General features: G+C 63.6%; 14 protein-coding genes. 3 read left to right on the forward strand and 11 right to left on the reverse strand.

The features are described 5' to 3' along the window. Positions 1-25: 25 nt before the first annotated feature. The 3 genes from GEU84_RS08170 to GEU84_RS08180 form a co-directional block, all read right to left on the reverse strand. The gene (locus tag GEU84_RS08170; protein ID WP_174539478.1) at positions 26-217 is read right to left on the reverse strand and encodes a hypothetical protein; all 192 of its coding nucleotides are present in this window, start codon (positions 215-217) and stop codon (positions 26-28) included. Between the two features lie 177 nt (positions 218-394). Beyond that, complete coding sequence (gene ccrA, locus GEU84_RS08175; RefSeq protein WP_174539479.1) at positions 395-1,687, reverse strand: crotonyl-CoA carboxylase/reductase; 1,293 nt, start codon at positions 1,685-1,687, stop codon at positions 395-397. 113 nt (positions 1,688-1,800) lie between these two features. Beyond that, on the reverse strand, positions 1,801-3,186 hold the full coding sequence (locus GEU84_RS08180) for a 1-acyl-sn-glycerol-3-phosphate acyltransferase (protein WP_174539480.1): 1,386 nt from the start codon (positions 3,184-3,186) through the stop codon (positions 1,801-1,803). Between the two features lie 131 nt (positions 3,187-3,317). Between GEU84_RS08180 and GEU84_RS08185 the strand changes: the two genes are divergently transcribed. Further along, the gene (locus GEU84_RS08185; RefSeq protein WP_174539481.1) at positions 3,318-5,285 is read left to right on the forward strand and encodes a protein meaA; all 1,968 of its coding nucleotides are present in this window, start codon (positions 3,318-3,320) and stop codon (positions 5,283-5,285) included. A 156-nt stretch (positions 5,286-5,441) separates the two neighbouring features. On the opposite strand, the gene lpdA is transcribed toward GEU84_RS08185, so the two are convergent. The 7 genes from lpdA to sucC form a co-directional block, all read right to left on the reverse strand. After that, positions 5,442-6,827 carry a dihydrolipoyl dehydrogenase gene (gene lpdA / locus GEU84_RS08190; protein ID WP_174539482.1) on the reverse strand — a complete coding sequence of 462 codons (1,386 nt, stop codon included), beginning with the start codon at positions 6,825-6,827 and terminating at the stop codon, positions 5,442-5,444. Positions 6,828-6,919: 92 nt separating this feature from the next. Then, the gene (locus GEU84_RS08195) at positions 6,920-7,315 is read right to left on the reverse strand and encodes an MAPEG family protein (protein ID WP_174539483.1); all 396 of its coding nucleotides are present in this window, start codon (positions 7,313-7,315) and stop codon (positions 6,920-6,922) included. 80 nt (positions 7,316-7,395) lie between these two features. Continuing rightward, positions 7,396-7,656: a hypothetical protein gene (locus GEU84_RS08200; protein WP_174539484.1), complete on the reverse strand. Its 261-nt coding sequence runs from the start codon at positions 7,654-7,656 to the stop codon at positions 7,396-7,398. A 108-nt stretch (positions 7,657-7,764) separates the two neighbouring features. Further along, positions 7,765-9,288, reverse strand: a complete 1,524-nt coding sequence (odhB, locus tag GEU84_RS08205) for a 2-oxoglutarate dehydrogenase complex dihydrolipoyllysine-residue succinyltransferase (RefSeq protein ID WP_174539485.1) — start codon at positions 9,286-9,288, stop codon at positions 7,765-7,767. 5 nt (positions 9,289-9,293) lie between these two features. Further along, entirely contained in the window at positions 9,294-12,257 is a 2,964-nt protein-coding gene (locus GEU84_RS08210; RefSeq protein WP_174539486.1) for a 2-oxoglutarate dehydrogenase E1 component, read from the reverse strand. A 59-nt stretch (positions 12,258-12,316) separates the two neighbouring features. After that, positions 12,317-13,201 carry a succinate--CoA ligase subunit alpha gene (sucD, locus tag GEU84_RS08215; RefSeq protein WP_174539487.1) on the reverse strand — a complete coding sequence of 295 codons (885 nt, stop codon included), beginning with the start codon at positions 13,199-13,201 and terminating at the stop codon, positions 12,317-12,319. Positions 13,202-13,282: 81 nt separating this feature from the next. Then, positions 13,283-14,476 (reverse strand): ADP-forming succinate--CoA ligase subunit beta, encoded by a 1,194-nt coding sequence (gene sucC / locus GEU84_RS08220; protein WP_174539488.1) that lies wholly within the window; start codon positions 14,474-14,476, stop codon positions 13,283-13,285. Between the two features lie 282 nt (positions 14,477-14,758). On the opposite strand from sucC, the gene GEU84_RS08225 reads away from it, so the two are divergent. Next, positions 14,759-16,156 carry a calcium-binding protein gene (locus GEU84_RS08225; RefSeq protein WP_174539489.1) on the forward strand — a complete coding sequence of 466 codons (1,398 nt, stop codon included), beginning with the start codon at positions 14,759-14,761 and terminating at the stop codon, positions 16,154-16,156. Between the two features lie 197 nt (positions 16,157-16,353). After that, complete coding sequence (locus GEU84_RS08230) at positions 16,354-17,604, forward strand: calcium-binding protein (protein ID WP_174539490.1); 1,251 nt, start codon at positions 16,354-16,356, stop codon at positions 17,602-17,604. A 125-nt stretch (positions 17,605-17,729) separates the two neighbouring features. On the opposite strand, the gene mdh is transcribed toward GEU84_RS08230, so the two are convergent. Continuing rightward, on the reverse strand, positions 17,730-18,692 hold the full coding sequence (gene mdh, locus GEU84_RS08235) for a malate dehydrogenase (protein WP_174539491.1): 963 nt from the start codon (positions 18,690-18,692) through the stop codon (positions 17,730-17,732). Positions 18,693-18,710: the final 18 nt, after the last annotated feature.

Consider the following 18,710-nt stretch of genomic DNA (forward strand, 5'->3'; position numbering starts at 1 on the left):
TAGGCCAGCGGGCTTGGCCCGGCTGTCAGTGCGGGCGGCCCGCCGGAGGGGCACCGCCCGAGCCTTCGCCCCGCGCCGGGCAGGTATCGGCGGCGGCAATCTCGGTGCGGGCGACGCGCAACGTGTCTTCGACCTGTGCCGCCAGCGCCGTCAGCCGATTTTTCTGCGCGTAGCTGCGCAGGTCGGCCAGCACGTCAAAAATCCAGTCGTGACGCATGACACCCCGCTGCCTGCCGCAGTTTGCAGGTGGCAAAGCCTAGCACCCGGGCGGACCGGCGGGTATCCGGCAATCCGGCAACAATCGGTTGGCCGGGGGAAACAACCCGCTGGGGTTGCAAGGGAAAATGCCATGTCACACGACTGGCCCGCAGGGCGCGGGCCAGTTGTGAGTGTCTCAGCGGTGGCGGCTGGCCTCCAGCGTGTCCTCGAACGTGCGCAGGCCGGTGTGCGGGGCCTGCACCAGCACGGCCATATTGCCGGGCTTGTGCTGGTTCTTGCGCATTTTCATGTGGGCCGCCGGAATCTCCTCCCATGGCAGCACTTCGGACAGGCAGGGATCAAGCCGCCGCTCCAGCATCAGCTTGTTCGCCGCCGAGGCTTGCTTGAGGTTGGCGAAATGCGACCCCTGCACGCGCTTCTGGTGCATCCACAGATAACGCACGTCGAAGGTCAGGTTATAGCCGGTGGTGCCCGCGCAGATCACCACCATGCCGCCGCGTTTCACCACGAAAACCGACACGGGAAACGTGGCCTCGCCGGGGTGTTCGAACACCATGTCCACATTGTTGCCCTTGCCGGTGATCGCCCAGATCGCGGCGCCGAACTTGCGCGCCTCCTTGAACCAGGCGGCGTATTCGGGCGTGTTCACCGTGGGCATCTGGCCCCAGCAGTTGAATTCCTTGCGGTTGATGACACCCTTGGCCCCCAACCCCATGACAAATTCGCGCTTGTCCTCTTCGCTGATGACGCCGATGGCATTCGCCCCCGCCGCCGTCACCAACTGGATCGCGTAAGAGCCAAGGCCCCCCGACGCCCCCCAGACCAGCACGTTCTGCCCAGGTTTCAGCTCATGCGGTTCATGGCCGAACAGCATCCGGTAGGCGGTGGCCAGTGTCAGGGTGTAACAGGCCGATTCCTCCCACGTCAGATGCTTGGGCCGCAGCATCAGCTGCTGCGCCTGCACGCGGGTGAACTGCGCAAAGGATCCGTCCGGCGTCTCATAGCCCCAGATGCGCTGGCTGGGCGAATACATCGGATCACCGCCGTTGCATTCCTCGTCATCACCATCATCCTGGTTGCAGTGGATGACCACTTCATCCCCCACTTTCCAGCGTTTCACCTTGTCGCCCACCTTCCACACGATGCCCGACGCATCGGAACCGGCAATGTGATAGGGCATCTTGTGGCTGTCGAACGGGCTGATCGGAATACCCAGTGCCGCCCAGACGCCGTTGTAATTCACCCCCGCTGCCATCACCAGAACCAGCACCTCGTTGCTGTCGATCTCGGGGGTTTCCACCACCTCGACCTGCATCGCGGTATCGGGTTCGCCATGGCGCTCGCGCCGGATCGTCCAGGCATACATCTGCGCGGGCACATGGCCCAGCGGGGGCATTTCGCCCAGTTCATACAGGTCTTTCTGCGGCGCGTCATAGGCGGCGATACTGTGCTGCGTGTCCAAAGCCATCGGGGGCCTCCCTCAACCAAACAAGATGCCGCGACGCAGAATCGGCGCGGCTTGAGGTAGGGATACGAACGGCAAAGTAATAATGCAATAGTCTTGGCGACTATTTTGTAATTTTATGTCTGCCGCGTTGCAGAATGACTGCCCAGTTCTAGCCGTTGCAGCACCCCTGCCGCATAGTAAGCCAAGAGGCTGGCCTTGCCCGGGGCCGCTGCCAGACCCGCCGGGGTTTCCTGCACGATACCCCGCGCCTCCAGCGCGCGCAGCCCCTCGGCCAGTGCCGCCGCCGCACCCGAGGGCGGCAGTTTCAGCACCCCACCCACCGCCGCCAGCCGGGCCAGCAGGGCAGCCAGCGCACCCTCCATGGCAGCGCGGGGCACCGGCCCATCCGCAAGAACCGCCGCAACCAAAGGCACCGGCAGCATCGGCAGGCACAGCGCCACCTCGGCCATCAGCCGCTCGCCCAGCGTTTCTGTCGTGGCCCCCGGCGTAGCCGCCAGATAGGCGCGCAGCGACACCGGCGCACCAAAGCCCACCGCCGCCGTGCCAAACCCCGGAAACCGGCGGCGGATCATGCGCCAGACCATCCGGCCCGAAAACGCCAGTATGCTGAGAGGCGAGGCGCGGAAACGGCGGTTGCCGGCTGTGCCCGCCTGAACCAGCAGACGGTCCTCCAGCACGCGGTCATAGGCCAGCGCCACCGGCACGAACACCACATCGCGGGCCAGCGGGTCAAACCCCGTCACGATATAGCTCAGCAAGCCCATGCGCGCGGCCCCCACCCGGCCATTCAGGCTGAGGCCGCCTTCGGGAAACACCGCCTGCGTCGCGCCTTCCGCGGTGGCCATCTGCACATAGCGCGCCAGAACCCGGCGATACAGCGTGTTGCGGCTGCCGCGCCTGATGAAATAGGCCCCCATCGCCCGGATCAGGCGGCTCAGCGGCCAGACCCGCGCCCATTCGCCCACCGCATAAGACAGCGCCGAACGGTCGGCCACCAACCATGTCACCAGCACATAATCCATATTGCTGCGGTGGTTCATCACGAAAATCACCGTGGCCTTGCGGTCGATCCCGGCCAGTGCCGCATCCACCTGCCCCACCCGAACCCGGTAGAACGCCTTTGACAGCCAGCGCGCCGCGCGGGTGGCAAAGCCGAAATAGACCAGCGCCGAAAAGCCCGGCACAATCTCGCGCGCATAGGAACGGGCCTGCTGAAAGGCCACCGATTCCGGCACGCCCTCGGCCTGCGCATGCTCCACCACCGCCTGACTGACCGCCGGGTCGTGCACCAGCCGCACGATCATGTCCTGCCGCGCCATCAGCTTGAACGGCTCGATCGGGCGGACAAGCCGCCGGTTCAGCCGGGCAACCGCCCGTTCCATCCGCCGCCGGAAAAACCAGCGCACCGAGGGGAACAGGAAATGCGAAAAGAATGTCAGCGCGGCAAAGCCCAGCACCAGCACCAGCAACCAAAGGGGCATTTCCACCATGCGCGTCATGGCACCAGCCTAGGCGCTGCCACGCGGCGCGTAAATCCCGCCATGCCGCATTGCGGCGAATTGACAACGGAACGAAGTTTCGCCTATCTGTCACCGTAAGCAATATTGTTGCCCTGCCGATGGAGGCCACGATGACCGAAACCCGCAAAGAGGCCCCCTGGCTGTTCCGCACCTATGCCGGGCATTCGACCGCCACCGCGTCAAACGCGCTTTACCGCACCAATCTGGCCAAGGGGCAGACCGGGCTTTCGGTGGCTTTCGACCTGCCGACCCAGACCGGCTATGACAGCGATCACGAACTTGCACGCGGCGAAGTGGGCAAGGTGGGCGTGCCGGTGGCACATCTGGGTGACATGCGGGCGCTGTTTCACGACATTCCGTTGGACCGGATGAACACTTCGATGACGATCAACGCCACCGCCCCCTGGCTGCTGGCGCTGTATATCGCCGTGGCCGAGGAACAGGGGGCCGATCTGTCGGCGCTGCAAGGCACGGTGCAGAATGACATCATCAAGGAATACCTGTCGCGCGGCACCTATATCGCCCCGCCCAAACCCAGCCTTCGCATGATCACCGACATCGCGGCTTACACCCAGGCTCACCTGCCGAAGTGGAACCCGATGAACGTCTGTTCCTATCACCTGCAAGAGGCGGGGGCCACGCCCGAGCAGGAGCTTGCCTTTGCCCTCGCCACGGCTTGCGCGGTGCTGGATGACCTGAAAGGGAAAGTTTCCGCCGCAGATTTCCCCAACATGGTGGGCAGAATATCGTTTTTCGTCAACGCCGGCATCCGCTTTGTCACCGAGATGTGCAAGATGCGCGCGTTTGTCGATCTGTGGGACGAGATCTGCCACGACCGTTATGGCGTGCAGGATGCCAAATACCGCCGCTTCCGCTATGGCGTGCAGGTGAACTCGCTGGGCCTGACCGAGCAGCAGCCCGAAAACAACGTTTACCGGATTCTGATCGAAATGCTGGCGGTCACGCTGTCGAAAAACGCCCGCGCCCGCGCCGTGCAACTGCCTGCCTGGAACGAGGCGCTTGGCCTGCCCCGCCCCTGGGATCAGCAATGGTCGCTGCGCATGCAGCAGATCCTGGCTTACGAATCCGACCTGCTGGAATATGACGACCTGTTTGACGGCAACCCTGCGGTGGACCGCAAGGTGGCCGCGCTGAAGGATGGTGCGCGTGCCGAACTGGCGCAGATCGACGCGATGGGCGGGGCGGTGGCGGCCATCGACTATATGAAAGGCCGGCTGGTCGAGGCGAATGCCGAACGCATCGCGCGGATCGAAGCGGGGCAGACCGTGGTGGTGGGCGTGAACCGCTGGACCGAGGCCGCACCCTCGCCCTTGACCGCCGGTGACGGCGCGATCATGCAGGCCGATCCTGCTGCCGAGGCTGACCAGATCAGCCGCTTGCACGCATGGCGCGAGGCACGCAACGAGGCGGCGGTGCAGGCCGCGCTGAATGCCCTGCGGGCGGCGGCAGCCTCTGGTGCCAACATCATGCCGCCCTCCATTGCCGCCGCCAAGGCGGGGGCAACCACCGGCGAATGGGGGGCCATGGTGCGCGCCGCTTTTGGCGAATACCGCGCGCCCACCGGGGTGTCGCGCGCGCCCTCGAACCGCACCGAGGGGTTGGAGCCGATCCGCGAAGCGGTGCAGGCATTGTCGGCGAAACTGGGGCGGCCCCTGAAATTCCTCGTGGGAAAACCGGGGCTTGATGGCCATTCCAACGGGGCGGAACAGATCGCCGCCCGCGCCCGCGACTGCGGGATGGACATTCATTACGAAGGTATTCGCCTGACCCCCGCCGCGATTGTGGCGGCCGCCGTCGAACAGCGGGCGCATGTGGTGGGCCTGTCGATCCTTTCAGGCTCGCATATCCCCCTGATCACCGAGGTGCTGGCGCTGATGCGGGCCGAGGGGCTGGGCCATGTGCCGCTGGTGGTGGGCGGCATCATCCCCGAGGATGATGCGGCAGACCTGCGCGCGATGGGGGTGGCGGCGGTCTATACGCCGAAGGATTTCGCGCTGAACCGGATCATGATGGATATCGTGGGGCTGGTCGACGCACAGCCGGTGGCAGCAGAGTAACGCATTCGCACCGCAGGCCAATGGCGACGTGTTTTCACCCTGGCCAAAAGGGCCCCACGGGAGCAGCCTGAGCCCCGGTCCAAAGGACAGGGGCGAGGCAAGAACAGCAATGCCCCGGCCTTCTGGCCGGGGCATTTCCGCTTGATTACTGCCGTGTCAGGCGTGGATCGCGCCGTCACCGCAGGCGAGGGCGGCTTCACGCACAGCCTCGCTATAGGTAGGGTGCGCGTGGCAAGTCAGCGCCAGATCTTGCGCCGATGCGCCAAACTCCATTGCCACGCAAACCTCGTGGATCAGATCGCCCGCGCCCGGCCCGATTATATGCGCGCCAAGGATGCGGTCGGTCGCCTTGTCGGCCAGAATTTTCACGAAGCCATCGGCCTGAAACACCGCCTTGGCACGGGCATTGCCCATGAAGGGGAATTTGCCAACCTTGTAGGCGCGGCCCGCCTCTTTCAACTGCTCCTCCGTCTGGCCAACCGAGGCCACTTCCGGCGTCGTATATACCACGCCGGGGATTACCCCATAGTTAACATGCCCCGCCTTGCCTGCCAGAATCTCGGCCAGCGCCATGCCCTCATCCTCGGCCTTGTGCGCCAGCATCGGGCCGACGATCGCATCGCCGATGGCGTAGAGGCCCTTGATATTGGTGGCGAAATGGTCGGTTTTCACCTGCCCGCGCGGCAGCATCTCGACGCCTAGAGCCTCCAGCCCCAGACCGGCGGTATGGGGTTTGCGGCCGGTGGCGACCAGAACGGTTTCCGCCTCCAGCACCGATTCGCTGTCATCCTTGCGCAGTTTGTAGGTCACGGTCGCCTTGCCATCCGCCACCGAAACACCCTGCACAGCGGCCCCAAGAATGAACTTAAATCCCTGTTTCGTCAGGATTTTCTGGAATGCCTTGGCAACTTCGGCATCCATGCCCGGCGTGATGGCATCCAGATATTCCACCACCGTCACCTGCGTACCAAGACGTGCATAGACCGAGCCCATTTCCAGCCCGATCACCCCGGCGCCGATCACCACCATGCTGGCGGGGATCTTGCCCAGTGTCAAAGCGCCGGTGGAGGTGACGATTGTGGTTTCATCAACGGTAACGCCGGGCAGGCTGGCAGGCTCGGAACCCGTTGCAATCACGATGTTTTTCGCGCTGTGAACCTCATCACCCACCTGCACCTGACCGGCGGCGGGGATGGTGGCCCAGCCCTTCAGCCAGGTGATCTTGTTCTTCTTGAACAGGAATTCGATACCCTTGGTGTTGCCGTTCACCACATCCTGCTTGTAGGCCTGCATCTTGGCCCAATCGACGGTGGGTGCCGCCCCCATCAGGCCCATTTTCTCAAAGTTCTCATGCACTTCGTGCAGGTGGTGCGTGGCGTTCAGCAGCGCCTTTGACGGAATGCAACCCACGTTCAGACAGGTGCCGCCCAGCGTTTCGCGCCCCTCGACCACGGCCACTTTCAGGCCCAGCTGCGCGCAGCGGATGGCGCAGACATAGCCGCCGGGGCCCGCGCCGATCACGATCACATCATAGGTTGCCATGGGTCAGTTCCTTTGGTTTTGGGGCTGCACGGGGGATGCACAGGCGATGCACATCGGATGCAGATGGATTTGCAGGTGTTTCAGGTTGACCGTCACAGCAGGGCTGCCAGGATCATCAGCATGGTCGCGCTGAAACCCACCATCCAGATCACCGACCGCCACGGGCGCAGGCCCAGCGCATAGGCGGGCACATAGGCGACGCGGGCGGCCAGATAGACCCAGGCGCAGGTCTGGGTGAGGGCGGTGGATTGCTGGCCCAGCGTCACCACGACGACGGCGAGGGTGAAGAGGATCAAGCTTTCGAAATGGTTGCTCAGCGCACGTTGCAGGCGGGCGGTGACGGGCGACATCTGCCGCGACGGCGGCCGGTCGCGGGCGCTGGTGGTATAGCCGGAACCAAGCTCCAGATTCGCCCGGACGGAGAAGGGGACGAAGGTGGCGGCTTGGAGGAGGCCGGCGAGGGCGAGGGCGGTGAGTTCGGGGGTCATGGGGTTACTCTGTGCGCCCAGAATCCCGCGCTTGTTGCGGGATTCTAGCTGCGTGGCGAGGCCATGAGATTTCGCTCATCTCAAGATCTCCCGGGAGAACGGCCTTCTTTTGCTATAGTCTCCGCGTTTGTCTCAACATCGTGTAGATTAATTTTGTCAGAAAGTCTGATTGCTGGGGCAACGAGTCCAAAAACGGTGACGCCATTTTCCACGAAGAAATGTTCAGCATCTTCAGTATTGAAGTTTGAATTTGAACTAAATTTCTTCAAAAGAGCAAAAGCGTCTTTCGCAGATATCACATTGTAAACCGCAAACGGCTCTTTCTTGGAATAAGTTGGCATCAGTTACCTCTTAGCAGTGAGAGTGATTATGAAGTACGAGTGGCCTAGACCGTTCGCGAAGGCGGCGTATCCGTAGAATGGGCAATATTGCCCATTCTACGGAGCCTATCACAAATCCATCAGCAACCGACGCGGATCCTCCAGCGCCTCTTTCACGCGCACGAGGAAGGTCACCGCCCCTTTGCCGTCCACGATGCGGTGATCGTAGGACAAAGCCAGATACATCATCGGGCGAATCACGATCTGGCCCGCCACCACCACGGGCCGGTCCTGGATCTTGTGCATGCCCAGGATGCCGGATTGCGGGGGGTTCAGGATGGGCGAGGACATCAGCGACCCATAGACGCCGCCGTTGGAGATGGTGAAGCTGCCGCCCTGCATTTCGGCCATGGAAAGCTTGCCATCGCGGGCGCGCAGGCCCAGTTCGGCGATCTTTTTCTCGATGGCGGCAAAGCCCATCTGGTCGGCGTCGCGCACCACCGGCACCACGAGGCCGGAAGGCGTGCCCACGGCCACGCCCATGTGGACATAGTTCTTGTAGACCACATCCGTGCCGTCGATTTCGGCGTTCACCTCGGGCACTTCTTTCAGCGCATGGGTGCAGGCCTTCACGAAGAACGACATGAAGCCCAGCTTCACGCCGTGCTTTTTCTCGAACATGTCCTTGTATTCGTTGCGCAGGCCCATGATGCCCGACATGTCCACCTCGTTATAGGTGGTCAGCATGGCGGCGGTGTTCTGCGCCTCTTTCAACCGGCGAGCGATGGTCTGGCGCAGGCGGGTCATCTTGACCCGTTCCTCGCGGGCGGCGTCGGAGGCGGGCACGGGCGCGCGGGGCGCGGCGGCGACCGGGGCGGGAACGGCAGCGGCGGGGGCCGCAACGGCCTTGGCCACGTCTTCCTTCATCACGCGGCCATCGCGGCCGGTGCCGGTGACGGCGTCGCGGCTGATGCCAGCCTCGGCCATCGCCTTTTTGGCGGCGGGGGCATCCTCGACATCTTTGGCGGGCGCGGCCACTTTCACCTCTGTCGGGCCGGCGGAGGGCACCTGTTCACCGCTGGTCTGCGACTGCGCGGGAACCGGAGTGCCAGCCCCTTCGCCTTCGGAAATCGTGGCAAGGCGGGCCGAGGCCGCAACCGTGGTGCCTTCGGGCGCGATGATCGCCGTCAGCACGCCCGCAGCCGGGGCCGGAACCTCGACCGAGACCTTGTCGGTTTCCAGCTCGCACAGCATTTCATCCTGCGCGACCGTATCGCCGACCTTCCTGAACCAGGTCGAGACCGTCGCCTCGGATACGCTTTCGCCCAAGGCGGGCACCATCACATCAATCATCTTGCCCTCTTTCGCGCTGGCTTTGGCCGCTGCGCCTTCGTTCAACTTTGCCGGAGCGGCGCCCGCCGCCCCAATCTGCGCCAGAAGAGCCGCGACGCCAACCGTCGTGCCTTCGGGTGCCACAATCTCATCAAGCCTGCCTGCAACAGGGGCGTGAACCTCGACCGTCACCTTGTCGGTTTCCAGTTCACACAGCATGTCATCGACGGCGACCGCATCACCCAGTTTCTTGAACCAGGTGGCCACGGTCGCCTCGGTGACGCTTTCGCCCAGGCTGGGCACGCGGACTTCGGTTGCCATCCGCCTTAGCCCCCGACCTTGAGGGCGTCGTTCACCAGCGCCTCTTGTTCGGCCTTGTGGCGCGAGGCGAGGCCGGTGGCCGGCGAGGCCGAAGCGGCCCGACCGGCATAGGTGGCGCGGCTGTGTTTCGCGCCGATGCGGGTCAGCACCCATTCGAGGTTGGGTTCGACAAAGCTCCAGCCGCCCTGATTTTTCGGCTCTTCCTGGCACCAGATGATTTCGGCGCCCTTGAAGCGTTCCAGTTCCTTCACCAGCGACAGCGCCGGGAAAGGGTAGAACTGTTCCAGTCGCAGCAGATACACGTCATCCAGCCCGCGCTTGTCGCGTTCGGCCAGAAGGTCGTAATAGACCTTGCCCGAGCAGATGACGACGCGCCTGATTTCGGCATCCGGGCGCAGTTGCAGGTCGGAATGGCCCTTTTGCGCATCATCCCACAGCACGCGGTGGAAGCTGGAGCCGGTGGTGAATTCAGCCGCATCGCTGACGCACATCGGGTGGCGCAGCAGCGATTTCGGCGTCATCAGCACCAGCGGCTTGCGGAAGCTGCGGTGGATCTGGCGGCGCAGGATGTGGAAATAGTTGGCCGGGGTGGAACAGTTGGCCACGATCCAGTTGTCATTTGCCGACATTTGCAGGAAGCGTTCCAGCCGGGCCGAGGAATGTTCCGGCCCCTGCCCCTCATAGCCATGCGGCAGCAGCATCACCAGGCCCGACATCCGCAACCATTTGGATTCGCCCGAGTTGATGAACTGGTCGAACATGATCTGCGCGCCGTTGGCGAAATCGCCGAACTGCGCCTCCCACATCACCAGCGCGTTGGGTTCGGACAGCGAATAGCCATATTCGAACCCCAGCACGGCATATTCCGACAGCATGGAATCGATCACCTCATACCGCGCTTGCCCGGCGCGGATGTGGTTCATGGGGTAGTGCCGTTCTTCGGTGGACTGGTTCACAAAGGCCGAATGGCGCTGGCTGAACGTGCCGCGTGTGCAATCCTGCCCCGACAGGCGCACGGGCGTGCCTTCGGTGACAAGGCTGCCAAAGGCCAGCGCCTCGGCCGTGGCCCAGTCAAAGCCCGTGCCGGTGGCGAACATCTGCTTTTTCGCCTCCAGCTGGCGACCCACGGTCTTGTGCAGGTCGAAGCCGTCGGGCACGCGGGTCAGCGCGGCACCCACCTCGGCCATGGTTTCGGGCGCAATGGCGGTCTGGCCGGGCTGATATTCCTCGCCCTCGCGGCTGAAGTTTTTCCAGCGGCCATCCAGCCAATCGGCCTTGTTGGGTTTGTAATCCTTGCCGGCCTCGAATTCCTCATTCAGGCGGGCCTGGAACGCGGCCTTCATATCCTCGATCTCGCCCTCGGGGATCAGCCCGTCGCGCACCAGACGTTCGGTGTAAAGTTGCAGCGTGGTCTTCTGCTTCTTGATCTTGGTATACATCGCCGGGTTGGTGAACATCGGCTCGTCGCCTTCGTTGTGACCAAAGCGGCGGTAGCAGAAGATGTCCAGCACCACATCCTTGTGGAATTTCTGGCGGAATTCGGTGGCCACCTTTGCGGCATGCACCACGGCCTCGGGGTCGTCACCGTTCACGTGAAAGATCGGCGCCTCGACCATCAGGGCGATGTCGGTGGGATAGGGGCTGGAGCGCGAGAACGACGGCGCGGTGGTGAAACCGATCTGGTTGTTCACGACGATATGGATGGTGCCGCCGGTGCGGTGGCCCACAAGGCCCGACAGGCCGAAACATTCGGCAACCACGCCCTGCCCGGCAAAGGCGGCGTCACCATGCAGCAGGATCGGCAGCACCTGATGGCGGGTCTTGTCGCCCAGCTGTTCCTGCTTGGCGCGCACCTTGCCCAGAACGACGGGGTTCACCGCCTCCAGATGGCTGGGGTTCGCGGTCAGGCTGAGGTGCACGACATTGCCATCAAACGTGCGGTCGGATGACGCGCCAAGGTGGTATTTCACATCGCCCGAACCGTCAACATCCTCGGGCTTGTAGGAACCGCCCTGGAATTCGTTGAAGATCGCGCGGTAGGGTTTCTGCATCACATTGGCCAGAACCGACAGGCGGCCCCGGTGCGGCATGCCGATGACGATATCCTTGACCCCCAGCGCGCCACCGCGCTTGATGATCTGCTCCATCGCCGGGATCAGGCTTTCACCGCCGTCCAGACCGAAACGCTTGGTCCCCATGTATTTGACATGCAGGAATTTTTCATAGCCTTCGGCCTCGACCATCTTGTTGAGGATGGCCTTGCGCCCCTCGCGGGTAAAGGCGATTTCCTTGCCGTAGCCCTCGATGCGTTCCTTCAGCCAGGCTGCCTGCTCGGGGTCGGAAATATGCATGTATTGCAGCGCGAATGTGCCGCAATAGGTGCGCTTCACGATCTCGACGATCTGCCGCATGCTGGCAACCTGAAGACCCAGCACGTTGTCGATGAAAATCGGCCGGTCCATGTCGGCATCGGAAAAGCCGTAGGATTTGGGGTCAAGTTCCGGGTGGTTGCCCTGGTCGCGCATGCCCAGCGGGTCAAGATCGGCGGCCAGATGGCCCCGGATGCGGTAGGCGCGGATGATCATCAGGGCGCGGATGCTGTCAAGCACGGCGCGTTGGATCTGCGTATCGGTCAGCGCCACGCCTGCCTCGGCGGCTTTGGCGGCGATTTTCGCACCGGCGGCCTTTGCCTCGCGCGCGGGGGCTGCGGGCCATTCGCCGGTCAGCGCCGATGTCAGGTCATCGGCCGGCTGCGGCGGCCAGTCGGCGCGCGCCCAGCTGGGCCCCTGCGCCTGTTTCTTGGCGTCCAGCTCGCTGTCGCCCAGCGCGCGGAAAAACTCGGCCCAGCCCGCATCGACCGATGCCGGATCAGCGGCATAGCGCGCCTGCAACTGGTCGATGTAATCGGCATTGCCGCCATCCATGAAACCGGAGGCGGTGAACGCGGCAGTGGGGGATTGTTCGGTCATGGCTGCACCTGACTGGAAGGGTGCCGCGCCAACCCTGTGCTGGCGCGGCCGTTTCTTGGTTACTTGCCGATGGCTTTCAGCACGGCCTCGCCCAGTCCTGCCGGGCTGTCAGCCACGATGATGCCGGCCATTTTCATCGCCTCGATCTTGGATTCCGCGTCGCCCTTGCCGCCTGCCACGATGGCACCGGCATGGCCCATGCGGCGGCCGGGGGGGGCGGTGCGGCCTGCGATGAAACCGGCAGTCGGTTTCCAGCGGCCTTTCTTGCGCTCATCCGCCAGGAATTGCGCGGCCTCTTCCTCGGCGGAGCCGCCGATTTCGCCGATCATGATGATGGATTGTGTTTCGGGGTCGGCCAGGAACATTTCCAGCACCTCAAGATGCTCGGTGCCCTTGATCGGGTCGCCGCCGATGCCCACTGCGGTGGACTGGCCAAGGCCGGAGTCAGATGTCTGTTTCACAGCCTCATAGGTAAGCGTGCCCGAGCGTGACACAACCCCGACAGAGCCGCGTTTGTGGATATGGCCCGGCATGATGCCGATCTTGCAGGCGCCGGGGGTGATGACGCCGGGGCAGTTCGGCCCGATCAGGCGGGATTTCGACCCCTCCAGCGCGCGCTTCACGCGCATCATGTCCAAGACCGGGATGCCTTCGGTGATGCAGATGATCAGCTCCATCTCGGCGTCGATGGCTTCCAAGATCGAGTCGGCCGCGAAGGGCGGCGGCACATAGATGACGCTGGCATTGGCCCCGGTCACGTGGCGGGCCTCATGCACCGAGTTGAACACGGGCAGGTCCAGATGCGTGGTGCCGCCCTTGCCGGGGGTCACGCCGCCGACCATCTTGGTGCCATAGGCGATGGCCTGTTCCGAATGGAAGGTGCCCTGGCTGCCGGTGATGCCTTGGCAGATGACTTTGGTGTTTTCGTTGACGAGTACGGCCATGACGGCTTCCTTTGTTGCGTAGCGCGGGCGATCTGCCCACCATGCCTAGGGGGATGATGGGCGAAACCGCCCACCCTACGATCAGCCCTTCACAGCCTTCACGATCTTCATCGCGCCGTCTTTCAGGTCGTCCGCCGCGATTACGTCGAGGCCGGAGTTGCGGATGATGTCCTTGCCCAGTTCCACGTTGGTGCCCTCAAGGCGCACCACCAGCGGCACTTTCAGGCCCACTTCTTTCACCGCGGCCAGCACGCCCTCGGCGATCACGTCGCAGCGCATGATGCCGCCAAAGATGTTCACCAGGATGCCTTTGACGTTGGGGTCGGAGGTGATGATCTTGAACGCCTCGGTCACTTTTTCCTTGGTGGCACCGCCGCCCACATCAAGGAAGTTGGCGGGTTCAGCACCATAAAGCTTGATGATGTCCATCGTGGCCATCGCCAACCCTGCGCCGTTCACCATGCAGCCGATTTCGCCATCCAGCGCGATGTAGTTCAGGTCGAACTTCGACGCGGCCAGCTCCTTGGGGTCTTCCTCGGTCTCGTCGCGCAGGGACGCGATGTCGCCGTGGCGATACATGGCGTTGCCGTCGAAAGACACCTTGGCATCCAGCACCTTGAGGTCGCCCTTGGGAGTGACGATCAGGGGGTTGATCTCCAGCATCTCCATGTCTTTTTCGACGAAGGCCTTGTAGAGGATCTTCACCAGCGACACGCATTGCTTGACCTGCCCGCCTTCCAGCCCAAGGGCGAAGGCGACGCGGCGGCCGTGGAAATCGGACAGGCCCGAGGCGGGATCGACCGAGAAGCTGATGATCTTGTCGGGCGTGTGGGCCGCGACTTCCTCGATGTCCATGCCGCCTTCGGTCGAGACGACAAAGGAAATGCGGCTGGACTGGCGGTCCACCAGCAGCGCGAGGTAAAGTTCGCGCGCAATATCGCTGCCGTCTTCGATATAGATGCGGTTGACCTGCTTGCCCGCAGGCCCGGTCTGGTGCGTGACCAGCGTGCGGCCCAGCATCTGACGCGCCAGTTCAGCGGCCTCGCCCACCGATTTCGCCAGACGCACGCCGCCCTTTTCGCCGGCCTCGGCCTCTTTGAAGCGGCCCTTGCCACGGCCACCGGCATGGATCTGGGCTTTGACAACCCAGAGCGGGCCGTCCAACTCGCCCGCGGCGGTCTTGGCTTCTTCGGCTTTCAGCACGACGCGGCCGTCGGAAACCGGGGCACCGTAGCTGCGCAGCAGCGCCTTGGCCTGATATTCGTGGATGTTCATCGCAATGGTCCCATCGTGAGGCGGTTTGGCCGGGCTATGCCACGGAACACAACCGCTGCAAAACCCAAACTGCGTTGAAATGCGTATGTTAGCGATAAATCGACCGTCTGTGATCACAATGAAAAATCATGTGATCACAAAATTTGACTGCCGTGGCGCGGCGGTTGGGCGCAGCAGGCTATGCCATCGTATAGCACCGGAAAGGTCAAAGTTGCGTCATATTCGGTGCAAGTTTTACAGGCATCACCACAATCATCGACAGCATCCCGGGTGAAGCGAAACATGAAACCCCTTGGCACCAGCCCCGTCGCCCAACAGAAGCCGAGCAGCGTTGCGGCGGCAGTTCTTTCGCTTGTGCCGGTCTATGGCACACCGGGGGCAGATGAGATCACGGGCACAGATGGCAATGACCGCTGCCATGGCGGCGCGGGCAATGACAGCCTGTATGGCGGGTTGGGGGCCGACAGCCTGTTCGGCGGCGCGGATGATGACCACCTTCATGGCGGCGCGGGCGATGACCAGCTTGACGGTGGGTCAGGCAATGACAGCCTGTTTGGCGATGATGGCCATGACCTTGTGCGCGGCCAGTCGGGGCGTGACCGGCTGTTTGGCGGCGCAGGCAATGACACACTCTATGGCGGCAGCGACAATGACACGCTGGATGGCGGCGCAGGGGATGACCGGCTGTTCGGCGATGACGGCAACGACCTGCTGTCAGGCGGCGCGGGGGCTGACAGGTTGCTGGGCGGCACTGGCCATGACACGGCCTATGGCGGGTCGGGCAATGACGCGCTTTATGGCGATGCGGGGCATGACCATCTGTTCGGCGACACCGGCGATGACCGGATCTGGGGCGGTGCCGGGAATGACCGGATCTATGGCGGCACCGGCAACGACACCGTCTATGGCGGATCAGACACCGACCGCATCTATGGCGATGCCGGGGATGACGCGCTGTTTGGCGATGATGGCAACGACCTGCTGAGTGGCGGCGCCGGGGTTGACCGGCTGTTTGGCGGCAACGGCGCGGACAGTCTTTTTGGCGGGTCGGATGATGACCGGCTTTATGGCGGGTCGGGCGACGACCGGCTGTTTGGCGAGGCGGGCGCTGACCGGCTGTATGGTGGTGTGGGCAAGGATGTGGTCTACGGCGGCACCGGGGCCGACTGGCTGGAGGGCAACGCCGACAGTGACCGGCTTTATGGTGGCGCGGGGCGTGACAGCCTGTTTGGCGGCACGGCGGCGGATTGGCTTTATGGCGGGGATGACGACGATACGCTGATGGGCGGGTCGGATGGCGACTGGCTGTATGGCGGATCGGGGCGCGATCTGCTGCGCGGCGAAGGCGGGTCGGACTACATCTTTGGCGGTGACGGATCGGATACGATCGAGGGTGGCAGCGGCAAGGACAGGCTGTTTGGCGGTGACGGCGCGGACACGTTCATTTTCCGCAGCGGTGCGCAGGATGACATCATCAAGGACTTCAACCGTTTTGCCGGCGACCGCATCGCGCTGGACAGCCGGCTGTGGGACGGCGATCTGACGGCAGCCGAGGTCGTTGCGCAGTTCGGCCAGATGTCGGGGCGCAACCTGCAACTGACGTTCGGCAACGGCGATCTGTTGCAGATCGACGATTTCCGCCACCCCGAACTCTTGGCGCAGTTCATCGACCTGTTCTGAAGGCCCTGCGCAAGGCCGGAAAGCGCCGCCGCAGCGGCGTTTTCATGCATGGGCAGACCCTGCGGCGCGGCCGGGCATCATTCCGCCATTTTCCTTTGAAAACAACACATTTGTGTCCAGCATTCAGACACAGTTAACGCAAAGTCAAAGGGCATCAAGGCGGGCAGAGACTCCCTTTCACATCCAGTCGAGGTGCCATGACGAAACCGATCTTCCTGACGCCTGCCCTGGCGCTGCCGCTAAGCAGCCTTGCGGCGGGCCTTCTTTACGGCGGCGCGCATGCCGACCGGATGCTGGGCTCTTCCGGCAATGACACGATGTTTGGCGGGGCCGGGGCCGACCTGATGCTGGGCAGCGGCGGCCATGACCAGCTCAGCGGCGGCGACGATGCCGACACCCTGTCTGGCGGAACCGGCAACGACCAGCTTTTTGGCGGCGATGGCGACGATTCGCTGCTGGGCGACGACGGCAATGACCTGCTGGATGGCGGGCTGGGGATCGACCGGCTGTATGGCGGCGTCGGCAATGACACCGGTTACGGCGGCGATGGCGATGACAAGCTGTATGGCGGTCTGGGCGATGACCTGCTGTTCGGCGATGCGGGCCGTGACATGCTGGAGGGCGGCGCGGGGCGTGACCGGCTTTACGGCGGCAATGATGCCGACACCCTGTTCGGCGGCACCGAGGATGACCGGCTTTTTGGCGGGTCGGGCGAAGACAAGCTGTTTGGCGATGACGGCAACGACCTGCTGGAAGGCGGGCTTGGCAATGACGAGCTGTTTGGCGGGACCGGGGCAGATACGCTTTATGGCGGATCAGGCCATGACAAGCTCTATGGCAGCCTGGGCGACGACCAGATTCTCGCGGAAAGCGGCAATGATCTGGTTTATGGCAGCGAGGGCAGAGACAAGATTTATGGCGGGCATGATGCCGATACCCTGTATGGCGGGTCAGAGGATGACCAGCTTTACGGCGGCGATGGGGCAGACCGGCTGTTTGGCGGCAACGGGATCGACTGGCTGTATGGCGGCGATGCCAATGATGCGCTTTACGGCGATGGCGACGCGGACTTTGTCTATGGCGGCGACGGCAACGATGCCATCTATGGCGGCGCGGGCGATGACAGCGTGTCGGGCGGGGCGGGCAATGACTGGCTGAACGGCAGCAAGGGCAAGGACGTGCTGAGCGGCGGGGACGGTGCCGACAAGTTCGTTTTCCTGGCCGGGTCATCCAAAGACCGGATCAAGGATTTCGACGTGAACGAGGGCGACCGGATCGTGCTGGATCGCAATCTGTGGAGCGGCAGTCTGACCGCGGCGCAAGTGGTGCAGCGTTTCGGCGAGGTGGACGGCCGCGACCTGATCCTGGACTTTGGCGGCGGGAACGAGCTGAAGATCGACGGTTTCAGCGAACTGCCCTGGCTGTTCGCCTTTGTGGACATTGTCTGACGCAGGGCTGACCGGGGGCTGACACAGGGGCTGACCGGGCGCAGGTCCGGTCGGTGCATAGCAGTCGGCACGCATGAAAAGGCCGCGGGGCATGACATCCCCGCGGCCCGTATTCTGTCCGCCGTTCAGACCAGAGAGGGGTCGATGCCCTTGCAGGCGGCGACAAGGCCCTTCACCGCATCCACCGATTTGGTGAACATGGCCTGTTCGGCCTCGTTCATCTGGATATCGACTATGCGTTCCACGCCGCCCGCGCCGATGATGGTGGGCACGCCCACATACATCCCGTCCAGCCCCAGCGCGCCATCAACGAAAGCCGCGCAGGGAAGCAGGCGTTTCTGGTCTTTCAAAAAGGCCTCGGCCATTTCGATGGCCGATGTGGCGGGTGCATAAAAGGCCGACCCGGTTTTCAGCAGGCCGACAATTTCGGCCCCGCCGTCACGGGTGCGCTGCACGATGCCGTCCAGCTTTTCCTGCGTGGTCCAGCCCATTGCCACCAGATCGGGCAGCGGGATGCCGCCCACGGTGGAATAGCGCACCAGCGGCACCATCGTGTCGCCATGGCCGCCCAGCACGAAAGCCGTCACGTCGCGCATCGAGACGTTGAACTCGAGGCTCAGGAAATGCCGGAAGCGCGCCGAATCGAGCACGCCCGCCATGCCCACCACCATGTGATGCGGCAGGCCCGAAAACTCGCGCAGCGCCCAGACCATCGCATCCAGCGGGTTGGTGATGCAGATGACAAAGGCGTTCGGCGCATGGGCGGCAATGCCCTCGCCCACCGATTTCATGACCTTGAGGTTGATGCCCAGCAGGTCGTCGCGGCTCATCCCCGGTTTGCGCGGCACGCCGGCGGTGACGATGCACACATCGGCCCCGGCAATGTCGGCATAGGAATTTGCGCCCTTGAGGCTGGCGTCAAAGCCTTCGGCCGGGCCCGACTGGGCGATGTCCAGCGCCTTGCCCTGCGGCGTGCCTTCGGCGATGTCGAACAGGATGATATCGCCGAGTTCCTTGATCGCGGCCAGATGGGCGAGCGTGCCGCCGATCTGTCCCGCGCCGATCAGTGCAATCTTGGGTCTGGCCATGAGCTCTGTCTCCCGTGC

The organism is Fertoeibacter niger (assembly GCF_009380135.2).
GTDB classification, from domain to species: domain Bacteria; phylum Pseudomonadota; class Alphaproteobacteria; order Rhodobacterales; family Rhodobacteraceae; genus Fertoeibacter; species Fertoeibacter niger.

Coding starts and splice junctions, on each gene's coding strand:
- GEU84_RS08170 (WP_174539478.1), bottom strand. CDS start 217: ATGCGTCACGACTGGATTTTTGACGTGCTGGCCGACCTGCGCAGCTAC.
- ccrA (WP_174539479.1), bottom strand. CDS start 1,687: ATGGCTTTGGACACGCAGCACAGTATCGCCGCCTATGACGCGCCGCAG.
- GEU84_RS08180 (WP_174539480.1), bottom strand. CDS start 3,186: ATGACGCGCATGGTGGAAATGCCCCTTTGGTTGCTGGTGCTGGTGCTG.
- GEU84_RS08185 (WP_174539481.1), top strand. CDS start 3,318: ATGACCGAAACCCGCAAAGAGGCCCCCTGGCTGTTCCGCACCTATGCC.
- lpdA (WP_174539482.1), bottom strand. CDS start 6,827: ATGGCAACCTATGATGTGATCGTGATCGGCGCGGGCCCCGGCGGCTAT.
- GEU84_RS08195 (WP_174539483.1), bottom strand. CDS start 7,315: ATGACCCCCGAACTCACCGCCCTCGCCCTCGCCGGCCTCCTCCAAGCC.
- GEU84_RS08200 (WP_174539484.1), bottom strand. CDS start 7,656: ATGCCAACTTATTCCAAGAAAGAGCCGTTTGCGGTTTACAATGTGATA.
- odhB (WP_174539485.1), bottom strand. CDS start 9,288: ATGGCAACCGAAGTCCGCGTGCCCAGCCTGGGCGAAAGCGTCACCGAG.
- GEU84_RS08210 (WP_174539486.1), bottom strand. CDS start 12,257: ATGACCGAACAATCCCCCACTGCCGCGTTCACCGCCTCCGGTTTCATG.
- sucD (WP_174539487.1), bottom strand. CDS start 13,201: ATGGCCGTACTCGTCAACGAAAACACCAAAGTCATCTGCCAAGGCATC.
- sucC (WP_174539488.1), bottom strand. CDS start 14,476: ATGAACATCCACGAATATCAGGCCAAGGCGCTGCTGCGCAGCTACGGT.
- GEU84_RS08225 (WP_174539489.1), top strand. CDS start 14,759: ATGAAACCCCTTGGCACCAGCCCCGTCGCCCAACAGAAGCCGAGCAGC.
- GEU84_RS08230 (WP_174539490.1), top strand. CDS start 16,354: ATGACGAAACCGATCTTCCTGACGCCTGCCCTGGCGCTGCCGCTAAGC.
- mdh (WP_174539491.1), bottom strand. CDS start 18,692: ATGGCCAGACCCAAGATTGCACTGATCGGCGCGGGACAGATCGGCGGC.